General features: G+C 56.1%; 9 protein-coding genes. 8 read left to right on the top strand and 1 reads right to left on the bottom strand.

Features of this window, described 5'->3' with window-relative positions; translation table 11 throughout:
- The first annotated feature begins 24 nt into the window (after positions 1-24).
- The 3 genes from prmB to AC0B60_RS08445 all read left to right on the top strand — a co-directional run bounded on the left by prmB (position 25) and on the right by AC0B60_RS08445 (position 3,389).
- The gene (gene prmB / locus AC0B60_RS08455) at positions 25-909 is read left to right on the top strand and encodes a 50S ribosomal protein L3 N(5)-glutamine methyltransferase (RefSeq protein WP_465085313.1); all 885 of its coding nucleotides are present in this window, start codon (positions 25-27) and stop codon (positions 907-909) included.
- Between the two features lie 24 nt (positions 910-933).
- A complete protein-coding gene (gene aroC / locus AC0B60_RS08450; RefSeq protein ID WP_465085312.1) occupies positions 934-2,028 on the top strand; it encodes a chorismate synthase in 1,095 nt (364 codons plus the stop codon).
- 221 nt (positions 2,029-2,249) lie between these two features.
- A complete protein-coding gene (locus tag AC0B60_RS08445; protein WP_465085604.1) occupies positions 2,250-3,389 on the top strand; it encodes an MFS transporter in 1,140 nt (379 codons plus the stop codon).
- A 6-nt stretch (positions 3,390-3,395) separates the two neighbouring features.
- Here AC0B60_RS08445 and AC0B60_RS08440 read toward each other — a convergent pair whose 3' ends face one another.
- Positions 3,396-4,262 carry a LysR family transcriptional regulator gene (locus tag AC0B60_RS08440; RefSeq protein ID WP_465085311.1) on the bottom strand — a complete coding sequence of 289 codons (867 nt, stop codon included), beginning with the start codon at positions 4,260-4,262 and terminating at the stop codon, positions 3,396-3,398.
- 481 nt (positions 4,263-4,743) lie between these two features.
- Here AC0B60_RS08440 and leuC point away from each other — a divergent pair, with 481 nt between their 5' ends.
- The 5 genes from leuC (at position 4,744) to AC0B60_RS08415 (ending at position 12,757) form a co-directional block, all read left to right on the top strand.
- A complete protein-coding gene (leuC, locus tag AC0B60_RS08435; RefSeq protein ID WP_465085310.1) occupies positions 4,744-6,162 on the top strand; it encodes a 3-isopropylmalate dehydratase large subunit in 1,419 nt (472 codons plus the stop codon).
- Between the two features lie 17 nt (positions 6,163-6,179).
- Positions 6,180-6,827: a 3-isopropylmalate dehydratase small subunit gene (leuD, locus tag AC0B60_RS08430; protein ID WP_465085309.1), complete on the top strand. Its 648-nt coding sequence runs from the start codon at positions 6,180-6,182 to the stop codon at positions 6,825-6,827.
- Positions 6,828-6,871: 44 nt separating this feature from the next.
- Positions 6,872-7,945: a 3-isopropylmalate dehydrogenase gene (leuB, locus tag AC0B60_RS08425; RefSeq protein WP_465085308.1), complete on the top strand. Its 1,074-nt coding sequence runs from the start codon at positions 6,872-6,874 to the stop codon at positions 7,943-7,945.
- 118 nt (positions 7,946-8,063) lie between these two features.
- Positions 8,064-9,179 carry an aspartate-semialdehyde dehydrogenase gene (gene asd / locus AC0B60_RS08420; protein ID WP_465085307.1) on the top strand — a complete coding sequence of 372 codons (1,116 nt, stop codon included), beginning with the start codon at positions 8,064-8,066 and terminating at the stop codon, positions 9,177-9,179.
- A 380-nt stretch (positions 9,180-9,559) separates the two neighbouring features.
- The gene (locus AC0B60_RS08415; RefSeq protein WP_465085306.1) at positions 9,560-12,757 is read left to right on the top strand and encodes a FimV/HubP family polar landmark protein; all 3,198 of its coding nucleotides are present in this window, start codon (positions 9,560-9,562) and stop codon (positions 12,755-12,757) included.
- Positions 12,758-12,838 lie beyond the last annotated feature (81 nt).

The following is a 12,838-nucleotide window of genomic DNA, read 5'->3' as shown; positions in this document are numbered from 1 at the left end:
CATTTCCGAACAGGACGAGCGTGTGTGAGTAAGCCCATTGATGACCTGCATACCGTCAGAGACTATCTGAGGTACGTTTCCTCTCGCTTTGCCGATTCGCCGCTGTATTTTGGCCACGGCACGGACAACGTGTGGGATGAGTCTGTCCAACTGGTGATGCGCAGCCTCCATTTGCCTCTGGAAAATAATACGCTGTTCCTGGATGCGCGGTTGACCCGGGAAGAACGTGCGCTGATCCTTGATCGCATGCAGCGCCGCATTGATGACAGGGTTCCGTTGGCTTATCTGTTGGGTGAAGCCTGGTTCATGGGGCTGCCATTTCATGTAGATGAACGCGTGCTGGTACCACGCTCGCCGTTGGGGGAACTGATTCAAGGCGAATTACAGCCCTGGCTAGGCAACAAGCCGGTGAGCCGGATTCTGGATTTGTGCACTGGCAGTGGATGTATTGGCATTGCAGCCGCGAGCGTGTTCTCGGACGCCGAGGTGGACCTTGCGGATATCTCAACCGACGCCCTCGACGTGGCGGCGGTCAACATCGACTATCACGAGGTCGGTGACCGGGTAAGCACTGTACGCTCCGATGTGTTCGATGGCCTTGAAGGGCGATACGATGTCATTCTCAGCAACCCTCCCTATGTGGACGCTGACGATATTGCCGATATGCCGGCGGAGTATGGCCACGAGCCGGAACTTGGCCTCGCTGCCGGGGGAGACGGACTGGACATTGCTCATCGGATACTCTCAAGGGCAGCCGACTACCTGAATCCCGGTGGCCTCTTGATTGTTGAGGTCGGGAACAGCTGGGTGGCGTTGCAGGAAGCCTATCCTGATATGCCCTTTACCTGGCTGGAATTTGAGAATGGCGGCGACGGCGTGTTTCTGTTGACTGCTGAAGACTTACATTAAAAACCCTGGATAAGATACTGAATCATGTCTGGAAATAGCTTCGGAAAATTGTTTACGGTGACCAGCTTTGGCGAGAGCCACGGTGCTGCGCTGGGGTGCATTATTGATGGTTGTCCTCCGGGGCTTGAGCTGTCTGAGGCAGATATGCAGCGGGATCTTGACCGCCGCAAGCCCGGCACATCGCGGCATACTACCCAGCGCCGCGAAGCGGACGAAGTGAAGATCCTCTCTGGGGTGTTCGAGGGGAAGACCACCGGTACCCCCATTGGGCTGGTGATTGAGAATACCGATCAGCGCTCAAAGGATTACTCGAAGATCGCTGAACAGTTCCGTCCTGCCCATGCTGACTATACCTACATGCATAAGTACGGTGTGCGGGATTATCGGGGTGGTGGGCGTTCCTCAGCACGTGAGACGGCGATGCGTGTTGCCGCTGGTGCTGTCGCGCGGAAGTTTCTGGAGCAGCGCCTGGGCATCACGATCCGGGGTTATCTCTCCCAGCTAGGTCCGATCCGTATTGAGAAAATCGATTGGGATCAGGTCCACGAGAATCCGTTCTTCTGCCCGGATGCCGATAAGGTGCCTGAAATGGAAGCCTACATGGATGCCTTGCGCAAAGAGGGCAATTCCATCGGTGCCCGTATCAATGTGGTCGCAGAGGGTGTGCCTCCTGGTTTGGGCGAGCCGATTTTTGACCGTCTGGACGCGGACCTGGCCCACGCGTTGATGAGCATTAATGCGGTGAAGGGTGTTGAGATTGGTGCCGGCTTTGGGTGTGTTGAGCAGAAGGGCACTGAGCACCGGGATGAGTTGACCCCTGAAGGGTTCCTATCGAACCACGCTGGCGGTGTTCTCGGCGGGATTTCGTCGGGGCAGCCGATTCTGGCCAGTATTGCGCTGAAACCGACGTCCAGTTTGCGGTTGCCGGGGCGGAGTATTGATGTTCATGGTGATCCGGTAGAGGTGATCACGACCGGGCGGCATGACCCGTGTGTGGGTATTCGTGCGACGCCGATAGCGGAGGCGATGATGGCCATTGTGTTGATGGATCATTATCTGCGACATCGTGGCCAGAATGGGGATGTCACTGTGTCTACGCCGAATATTGGGCAGGCCTGACGCGAGTCGTTTACCTCGCAGGGTTAGCCAAAGTTCTAGCCTGACAAATAGCAGGTCGTCTCAATTGGCGAAGCGGCTTCGGCGGGAAACATGGTTCAAAAAACGCCCGTAAATACGTCCTTGTAGGGCTCGGTCGCGCCATCCATGGCGCTCCACGTTTTTGAACCATGTTTCCCGCCAAACCCGCCAGGCTTATTTAATATCTCCAAAGAGGTTTTGTTATCTACTGGCGCCTTTCAAACCTCTACTTCTGGTTCTTTGCCCTCCTGGGAGGGCTGCTGCCGTATTGGTCCCTGTATCTGGAAGGCAGGGGCTTTTCCTACCTAGAGATCGCCACGCTGATGGCGACGATTCAATTAACCAAGATTGTCGCACCCAGTGTATGGGGATGGCTGGGGGATCGAACCGGGCAGCGGGTTCGGTTGGTTCGCTTCGGTGCTATTACAGGGTCGCTGTTTTTCGCCGGTGTGTTTATGGAGCCGGGGTTTTATGGGCTTCTGCTGGTGATGCTGGCGTTTACGTTTTTCTGGAATGCAATCTTGCCGCTTTATGAAGTGATTACCTTGCGGTCGCTGGGGTCGCAGCGTGAAAAATACGGCAAGGTGCGGCTGTGGGGGTCGGTTGGCTTTATCGGTGCGGTGGCGCTGGTAGGCGGGATTCTTGAGCTTATTCCGATTACTCTTTTGCCGTGGTTGTTGCTGCCGGTGTTTGCCGGGATTGCGGTGTCGGCGTTTCTGGTGCCGTCGGAGCGGGGAGAGCGTAAGCCGCCGGCGCCAAAGGGCAGTCTGAAGGCGATTGTGACGCACCCGGCAGTGGTGACGTTTTTCCTGATGAATTTTCTGTTGCAGGTGTCCCACGGAGCGTACTACACGTTTTTCAGTATTCATCTGGAGCAGCACGGGTACGGTAAGTTGGCGATTGGGTTGTTGTGGTCGCTAGGGGTGCTGGCAGAGATCGGGTTGTTCCTGGTGATGCATCGCATGACCCGCAATTTCACCGTGCGGCAGATTGCGATTGCGGCACTGGCGCTGACGATGATTCGCTGGGTGTTGATCGCGGAAGTGACGGATGTGGTGGCGGTGCTGATTTTCGCGCAGTTACTGCATGCGGCCTCTTACGGTGCCCTGCACGCTATTTCGGTTCAGTATATTCAGGGTTTCTTCGGGCAGCATCACCACGGCCAGGGGCAGGCGCTCTACAGCGGGCTGACGTTTGGTGCCGGTGGTGCGATCGGGGCCTGGATGTCGGGGTTTCTGGTGGATGGTTTCAGCACTTCGGCTGCGTTCTGGGGTGGGGCGATTGCTATGGCTATCGCTATTGTCATCACCTGGCGGGGGCTGAGGCCGCCACCCGAACATTGAACGGCATTATTGCAGGGTTGATGCAATATCCAGCAGAGCCTTGGCCTGGGGGCTCAACGATCGGCCCTTAAGGCCAATGCCGCCGAGGATGCGGCTTACGGAATGGGGTACGGAAAGTACGGTGAGTGAGTCGTCGACCATGCTCACCGGCAGCACGCTCCATCCAAGCCCGACGCTGGCCATCATTTTGATGGTTTCAAGGTAGTTGGTTGGCATCTGGATTTTCAGGGGCAGGCTGGCATCGAGAAACAATCGGCTGATGGATCGGTAAGTGGCGGTGCCGGCCTCTGGAAGCAGAACATCATACCGGGACAGATGCTCTAACCCGGGCTTTTTCAGCGACGCCAGGGGATGCTCCGGCGAAACCACGAACGCCATGGCGTCTTCCCAGCGCACATGCACCTCGAATGCCTGGTCCATGCTTTCACTGAGCGTTACGAACGCTAACTCGGCGGTGCGTTTTCGCATCTGCCCGAAAGCACTTTCAGAATCCATGAACTGCAGTTCCAGAGACACCTCAGGATAATCCCGGTTCAGCCGCCGCAACCAGGCAGGGAGGTGATGTAGTCCGATGTGGTGGCTGGCGATCACTGATAGCTGTCCTGAAACCGATCCCTCACGATCTGACAGCGCCTGTCGGGCATTGTGCACTTCATCCAGAATTCGCCGGGCATGGGGCAGAAGGCGTGCCCCTGCGTCCGTCAAGCGGACCTGTCTATTGCTCCGGTCGATCAGCTTCGTTCCCAACTGGTTCTCCAGCGCTGCCAGACGCTTGCTGATTGCGGGCTGCGTTAGGTGTAGCAGTTCTGCGGCTTCCGAGAACGACTTCTGATCCACTATTGTCAGGAATGCTTTCAGCGCGTTTGCGTCCACGGTGTTTTCCTCTTTAGCTACTTGTTTTGGAGAAGGTCACATCCCGGGAAGACCTTTCCAAAAAACGCCCGTTAATACGTCCCTGTAGGGCTCGGTCGCGCCATCCCTGGCGCTCGACGTTTTTGGAAAGGTCTTCCCGGCATGCTTCCCAAACTTTTGAGTTGCCTGCCATTCATCATTTATGTGTAGGCCCGGGAAATATCCGAGAAGCGTGGTGGCAATAGCCTCCCAAAACCGTGGAGCGCCATGGACGGCGCGACCGAGTCCCCATGGATGGGTTAACGGCGTGTTTTGGGAGGCTATTGCCACTACGCGACCCGCGCCCAGCAAGCAGGCCCGGCTTTAAGGCAGGTCCCACCAAATCCTAATATTCTAAGTGGGAATGCACAACATAAAAAACATGAATTGAGGTTATCAAAGGCTAAGCGTTAAGATGGAACCATACTGAAAAAACAGAAACCCCCAGAGAGTGAGAGAGAACATGGCGGGCAAGACCTTATACGACAAATTGTGGGACGACCATCTCGTCAAACAGCGGGATGACGGCTCTGCATTGATCTACATCGACCGGCACCTGCTGCACGAAGTTACCTCGCCGCAGGCCTTTGAAGGCCTCCGCCTGGCCGGGCGTAAGCCCTGGCGGCTGGACGCCAACCTGGCGACGCCGGACCACAACGTACCCACCACCGACCGCGCCCGAGGCATTGAAGGCATTGTTGATCCGGTATCGCGGATTCAGGTGGAAACCCTCGATAAGAACTGCGACGAGTTCGGCATCCTGGAATTCAAGATCAAGGACCAACGCCAGGGCATCGTGCATGTAATCGGGCCAGAGCAGGGCGCAACGCTGCCAGGCATGAGCATTGTTTGTGGCGATTCCCACACCTCCACCCACGGTGCATTCGGCTGTCTGGCCCATGGTATCGGCACGTCAGAGGTGGAGCACGTGCTGGCCACCCAGTGTCTGGTTCAGCAGAAAATGAAAAACATGCTGGTGAAGGTGAATGGCAAGCTTGGGTCCGGCGTGACCGGGAAAGACGTCGTCCTCGCCATCATTGGCAAGATCGGCACCGCTGGCGGCACGGGCTGTGCGATTGAGTTTGGCGGCGAGGCGATTCGTGGCCTCTCTATGGAAGCCCGAATGACCATCTGCAACATGTCCATCGAGGCCGGTGCGCGGGTGGGCATGGTCGCGGTCGACCAGACCACCATTGATTACGTCAAGGATCGCCCGTTTGCACCCGAGGGCGAGATACGCGAGAAGGCCATTGAATACTGGAAGACGTTGCACAGCGATGACGATGCAGTGTTCGATAAGGTTGTTGAGCTCGACGGTTCCGAAATTATGCCGCAGGTGAGCTGGGGGACGTCTCCCGAGATGGTCGCCGGCGTTGGCGGCAATGTGCCGGACCCGGATGCGGAAGCCGATCCCATCAAGCGTGAGGGGATTGTTCGTGCCTTGAAGTACATGGGCCTGAAGCCGAACATGCCGATCACTGAGATCAAGCTGGATCGTGTGTTTATTGGCTCCTGTACCAACAGCCGTATTGAGGATCTTCGTGAAGCAGCGGCGGTCGTGAAGGGGCGGAAGGTGTCTTCATCACTCAAGCAGGCGATGGTGGTGCCCGGTTCCGGCCTGGTGAAGGTGCAGGCGGAACAGGAAGGGCTGGACAAGATCTTTATTGAAGCCGGTCTTGAGTGGCGTGATCCGGGGTGCTCCATGTGTCTGGCGATGAACGCTGACAAACTGGGGCAGGGAGAGCACTGTGCCTCCACCTCCAATCGTAACTTCGAGGGCCGCCAGGGCTTCGGCGGGCGTACCCATCTGGTTAGCCCTGCCATGGCAGCGGCGGCGGCGATCAACGGCCATTTCGTTGATGTCCGCGAGATGATGAACTGATCCACAGGAGACACACCATGCGAGCGTTAAAGCAACACCAGGGTATTGTTGCCCCCATGGACCGGTCCAATGTGGATACGGACATGATCATTCCCAAGCAATTTCTGAAGTCCATAAAACGCACCGGCTTCGGGCCGAACCTGTTTGACGAACTGCGCTATATGGATGAGGGCAAGCCGGACCAGGATTGCTCACAGCGTCCTATCAATCCGGACTTCATGCTTAATCAGGATCGCTACAAGAGCGCCAGCGTACTTTTGGCTCGGCGCAACTTTGGCTGTGGCTCTAGCCGTGAGCACGCCCCCTGGGCGCTTGAGGATTTTGGGTTCCACGTAATTATAGCGCCCAGTTTTGCCGATATTTTCTATAACAATTGCTTTAAGAATGGTTTGTTGCCGATTGTTTTAGATGAAAAAATCGTAGACCGTCTGTTTTTTGAAACTGAGGCGGAAGAGGGCTATCAACTGGCGATAGACCTCGAAGCCAAAACTGTTACCACGCCGTCTGGCGAATCGTTCAGTTTTGAGGTCGATGATTTTCGTCGACATTGTCTGCTGAACGGCCTGGACGATATCGGTGTCACGCTTGAAGATGCGGAGGCCATACAGGCCTACGAAGCGTCGAGACGCGAAACGGCACCTTGGCTATTTGACGCCGGTCGCTGATCCGCACCGTTTTACCACAACGAATTGACCTTCAAGGAACAACTATGTCTCGATCTATCCTGATGCTCCCTGGTGATGGCATTGGCCCGGAAATTGTTGCCGAAGCGGAAAAGGTTCTGCGTAAGATAAATGAGCAATTCGGTCTGGAGCTGCACTTCGAGTCTGCCCTGGTCGGCGGTGCCGCCATCGATGAAACGGATACGCCACTTCCGGACGATACCCTGGACAAGGCACGCAAGGCGGACGCTATCCTGCTGGGCGCCGTGGGCGGCCCCCAGTGGGACAAGCGTCCGATGGCCAGTCGCCCTGAAAAAGGGCTGCTTGGGCTGCGCTCCAACCTTGAGTTGTTTGCCAATCTGCGTCCGGCGATCCTGTACCCTCAGCTTGCTTCCGCTTCTTCCCTGAAGCCGGAAGTAGTGTCAGGCCTGGATATCATGATTGTTCGTGAATTAACCGGCGGCATTTACTTTGGCCAGCCACGGGGCGTACGCGAACTGGAAAGCGGCGAGCGTCAGGGCTACAACACGTATGCCTATACGGAGTCGGAAATTCGTCGTATTGGCCGTGTCGCCTTTGAGGCGGCCCAGCAGCGTGGCAAGAAGCTCTGTTCTGTCGATAAGGCGAACGTGCTGGAAGTGACTGTTCTGTGGCGGGAAATCATGGAAGACCTGCGCCGGGAATATCCGGATGTCGAGCTCTCCCATATGTACGTGGATAACGCCGCTATGCAGTTGGTCCGGGCGCCCAAGCAGTTTGATGTGATTGTGACTGGCAACATGTTTGGTGATATTCTTTCTGACGAAGCGGCTATGCTGACGGGGTCAATTGGGATGTTGCCCTCAGCCTCCCTGAACTCCGAGAAGCAGGGTATGTACGAACCCTGTCATGGGTCTGCGCCTGATATAGCAGGCAAGGGCATAGCCAATCCGCTGGCCACTATCCTCAGTGGCGCAATGATGCTGCGATACAGTCTTGGCGAGGAGAAAGCCGCCGAGGCGATTGAGGCGGCGGTCAGCAAAGTGCTGGATCAGGGCCTGAGGACGGCGGACATTATGTCTGCTGATGGCCGGAACGTATCGACCCGCGAAATGGGCGATGCGGTTCTGGCGGCACTCTGAGGCCGGCAAGTTTTGAGACCCGACGACAACGCGATGCGGTTGTCGCGGGATCATCCATCCTGTCCCTGTCAGCGATACAGGCAGAGGGCGGGCATAAAACGAGGTTCAAAGGTCGCACATGAAGCGGGTTGGACTTATTGGCTGGCGCGGTATGGTGGGCTCTGTCCTCATGCAGCGCATGCGTGAAGAAAACGATTTTGCGGATATCGAACCGATCTTCTTTACCACCTCCCAGGCTGGAAAACCGGCGCCGGACGTGGGTAAAGAAGGTGTGCCTGCGCTGCAGGATGCCTTCGATATCGATACCCTGAAAACGCTGGATGTGGTGGTTACCTGCCAGGGCGGGGATTACACTGGTGCCGTGTACCAGAAGCTCCGTGATGCCGGATGGCAGGGGTACTGGATTGACGCCGCTTCCACGCTGCGGATGGTCGATCATTCCGTCATCGTTCTGGATCCCGTCAACCGCAACGTAATTGACGATGCATTGGCAAAGGGTGTGAAAGACTATGTTGGCGGTAACTGTACTGTCAGCCTGATGATGCTGGCCCTTGGTGGCTTGCTGGAGCAGGATCTGGTTGAGTGGGTATCTCCCATGACCTATCAGGCGGCGTCCGGTTCCGGCGCTCAGAACATGCGGGAGCTGCTCAACCAGATGGGTGAGCTGAAGGGCAGTGTGAGTGGTGAGCTGGCAGACCCATCCTCAGCTATCCTTGATATTGATCGCAAGGTAACTGAAACCATGCGATCAGATGGATTTCCCACTGAGCACTTCGAAGTACCGCTGGCAGGTAGCCTGATTCCGTTTATCGACAAGCAGCTTGATAACGGCATGAGCAAGGAAGAATGGAAAGCGGGCGTCGAGACCAACAAGATTCTTGGTCGCAGCAGCAATCCGATCCCCATCGATGGCATCTGTGTTCGTATCGGTGCCATGCGGTCCCACAGCCAGGCCTTGACCATCAAGCTGAAGAAGGATCTTCCGGTTTCCGAGATTGAATCCATCCTGGCAAAAGCGAACGACTGGGTGAAAGTTATTCCCAACGAGCGGGATGCCACCCTCCGGGAACTCACTCCGGCGAAGGTAACGGGTACCCTGAGTGTTCCCATTGGCCGCATCCGGAAACTGACCATGGGGCCAGAGTACATCTCTGCGTTTACCGTGGGCGATCAGTTGCTGTGGGGGGCTGCGGAACCGCTCAGGCGGATGCTTCGCATCCTGCAGGAGCAGTAACTCAGTCCGCAGTGGGCAAGATTATGCCAACTGTGTCCGGTTTCAGAGAACCGGTCAGGGGCGGAGGCTGAAATACGCCTCCGCCCCTGTTATTTTCAGAAGCGTTTTTGTACCGGTTTGCGCTGGTGTGGTCTAGACTTCCGCCATCGAGGTAGTCGGATCATCGTTCGGTAACAATATGTTCCCGACCATTTATGAAAAAATGGTGCAAGGACAACGGCTGATTGATTGATAAAAGAGGTTTTATCAACAATACTTGCCGGACTGAATATTAAAATCTTTACATAATAACGATAGTAATCAAGACGGAAGTCATCCAACCTCGTCCGATTCTGTTTGTAAAAACAGTAACGAATAACGGAGACTGGTAAGGAAAAAGCATGAAGGTACGCAAGCTTGCGGTTGCTCTGGCTCTGGCGGGAGGGCTCGGTTCCGGCGTCGCACAGGCCCTGGGTCTGGGTGAAATTGAATTGCAGTCCTATCTCAATGAGCCTCTGGACGCAGACATCAATCTGCGTAAAAGCGAAGGAGTTGACCCCGGTGATGTGTTTGTAAACATCGCCCCCGATTCGACCTATGAACGGGTTGGTATCGATCGGAACTATTTCCTTACCAAACTTGATTTTCGCGTGACCACCGCCAGCGATGGCAGTTTGGTGGTGAATGTCTCTTCCCGTGAACCGTTGCGGGAGCCCTACCTCAATTTCCTGCTGGAAGTGACGTGGCCCAATGGGCGGCTGATGCGGGAATACGCAGTACTGGTTGACCCCCCGGTGTATGCCGAGGAGTCCGGTGTGCGGGAAGAGGTCGCCGCTCCGGCCACTCGTCAGGCTTCCGAGCCAGCGCGTCAACAACAGGCCAGATCGACGTCCCAGGAGCCCCGTCGCACAACGACTCAGCGTGCAAGGACTCTCGGGCCCACCGGGCCTTCCGATACCCTCTGGAATATTGCTGAGAGTGTTCGCCCTGATGGCAGTGTGTCCATGCAGCAGGTCATGCTTGCACTCCAGGACCTGAACCCCGATGCGTTTATTGCGGGCAACATCAACCGGCTTAAGCGTGGTGAAGTCCTGCGGGTGCCGGATATCGGACAGATTCGCAGTCGTTCCCGTGCCGAGGCCAATCGGCAGGTGGCTGCGCAAAACGAAGCGTTCTCGACGCCACAGCGCACGGTGGACGCCACAGATACCGAAGTTGCCTCAGGGCAAACGGGTGGTGGGCAGACCGGCGGTGATGAGCTGAGGTTGCTTGCAAGTGAAGACAGCAATACTCGTGATGCCGAAGACGGTGGTTCTGCCGGCGGTGATGGTGATACCGCTGGCGGCGTGGACGCCGGCTCCGCCGTCGCCATGGAAGAACTCGAAAGCGCCCGACGAGAAAATGAAGAACTGGGTGGTCGAGTTGATGATCTTCAGGATCAAGTGGAAACGCTTCAGCGCCTGCTGGAACTGAAGAATACCCAGCTTGCCGAAATGCAGCAGGCAGAAGGTGATAGCGGCCAGCCAGTTGATGCACCACAGACAGAGACATTGTCTGATCAAGTAGCTCAAGATGAGGCAGAGACGTCGCCTGACGGTGACACCGCTGATATGGCCGTAGAAGACTCGGGTGCTGCAGGCGAAATGGCTGCTGACGAAGATGCGTCGGATCCTGCCGCAACCGATATGGATGAAACCACTGTCGCTGGCGAAGAAGGTAGCGAAGAAAGTGCCGAAGAGGGTGCCGACGCAACGGCGATGGGTGATGATGCCGATATGACAGAGGACGAAGTAGCGTCCTCCGATGGCATGGATGCCGGAACTGCCCCTGAAGAAGAGGTCGGCCAGCAGCAAGCGGACGTTGCAGCGCCTGCGTCCGAGCAACCGGCCAGTGAGGTGTCAACATCACCGGCGGAGCCTGACAAAGGCTTTCCGGACAACATTATCAGCGCGATTACCAACAACCCGATGTATCAGATAGCCCTCGGTGGTGGTCTGGTTGTTCTGTTGCTGCTTCTGCTGTTGTTGGCACGTCGCAATGCCAATCGTGAGAAAGAATTTTACGACCAGCTGAATAGTGAAACGGATGCGGAGACCGATACCTTCGATCTCACCCTGGATGACGAAGACGGCGCGGAAGCGCCAGAGAGTGATCCCCTGGCGGAGGCCGATGCCTATATTGCGTATGGGCGCATGGATCAGGCTGCGCAATCTCTGGAAAGCGCGATTTCCCGTGAACCCAGTCGTACAGATCTGCGCCTGAAACTGCTCGGCGTGTACGCGGATACCCAGGATCGGCAATCCTTTGAGAAGCAGCTCGGCGAGGTTGAAACCCTGGACGATGAACAGGCTATCGCCGAAGCGCATCAAATGCGCGCACGCCTGGAAGAAGCTGAGTCAATGCCTAGCATTGATGATCTCGAGTCGCAGCTGAGGTCGGATTCTTTCGAAACCAGCTCGCGTGACGAGGATACCGTATTCGATGAACCGGCTTCGGACCGCGATGAAGCGTCATCGGACGACAAGGCCGAAGACGAGTTTGGTAGTCTGGAAACGAATTTTTCAGATCTGGACGAAACTGAAGACGCCTACGCTGAGGATTTCGAAAAAGAGCCGGGTCCGGATGATCTGATTGAATATGACCTGTCTGGCATTGATACCTCGGGTGACAAAGAAGAGGCGTCTACTGATGAGTCCGAAGATCTGACTGACGACGCTTTTGATTTTTCGCTTGACGACGAGTCAGCCGAGGAGCCGAAAACATCCGAGGAAGATGATGATCTCAGTCTTGATTTCGCAGAGGATGAACAGAAATCCAGCGAAACAACTGACGAAACGGATGAGTTCGACTCGCTGGAACTTGAAGAGGACGACCTGGAAGCAGCCGACGCTGACGACCTGACAGATCAGGAGCCGGAAGGTGGCGATCTGGAAGAAAGCGACGACCTGGAAGAAGGTGATCTGGACTCTCTGGACGAATCATTCCTGGACGAACTGGATGCTGAGTTGGATAAAGTTGCCGGTGAAGATGAGACGCCTGCCTACGACGAACAAAGCGAACTTGACGACCTTGAGCTAGACGTTTCCGACGAGGATCTTGCGCTGATGGAAGAGTTTGCCGATTCTGGCGATTCCGCCGGTACAGAAGCGAATGACGACCAGCAGCAGGAGGACTCCGCTCCGCTGGATGAAGAGCTCGGTCTTGAGGATACCCTTACAGGTGAGGAACCCGCTGATCCGGAAGAGATGGTTGCAGGTATTGAGGAAGTGGAAGAAGATCTTCCCGAGCTCAGCGATGATGATCTTGCGGCTGTCGAGTCCGCGGAGGAGGAATCAGGTGAGCCTCCTGTGGCGTCTGATTCCGGGTCTTCAAAGGCTGCTTCAAGCGCGGATGACATCGATGAAGCCGATTTGGGTGACGACGATGACTTCGATTTCCTGACAGGCACCGACGAAGCATCAACCAAGTTGGACCTCGCAAGGGCCTATGTGGAAATGGGCGACGTCGATGGAGCCAAGGACATCCTTGAGGAAGTGGCTTTGGAAGGAAATGAGGAGCAAAAAGCGGAAGCGCAGGATCTCCTTAAAAATCTGTCCTGATTCGATATAATCAGCACAGGGAACGCGAAACGCCGGCTACCGGGCCTGCCCCGGATTGAAGCCGGCGTTTTGTTTTTAACA

The organism is Marinobacter sp. V34 (assembly GCF_055524115.1).
Note: the sequence above shows the minus strand (reverse complement) of the source record. Positions and strands in the feature narration are given on the sequence as shown.

Coding starts and splice junctions, on each gene's coding strand:
- asd (WP_465085307.1), top strand. CDS start 8,064: ATGAAGCGGGTTGGACTTATTGGCTGGCGCGGTATGGTGGGCTCTGTC.
- AC0B60_RS08415 (WP_465085306.1), top strand. CDS start 9,560: ATGAAGGTACGCAAGCTTGCGGTTGCTCTGGCTCTGGCGGGAGGGCTC.
- leuB (WP_465085308.1), top strand. CDS start 6,872: ATGTCTCGATCTATCCTGATGCTCCCTGGTGATGGCATTGGCCCGGAA.
- leuC (WP_465085310.1), top strand. CDS start 4,744: ATGGCGGGCAAGACCTTATACGACAAATTGTGGGACGACCATCTCGTC.
- aroC (WP_465085312.1), top strand. CDS start 934: ATGTCTGGAAATAGCTTCGGAAAATTGTTTACGGTGACCAGCTTTGGC.
- leuD (WP_465085309.1), top strand. CDS start 6,180: ATGCGAGCGTTAAAGCAACACCAGGGTATTGTTGCCCCCATGGACCGG.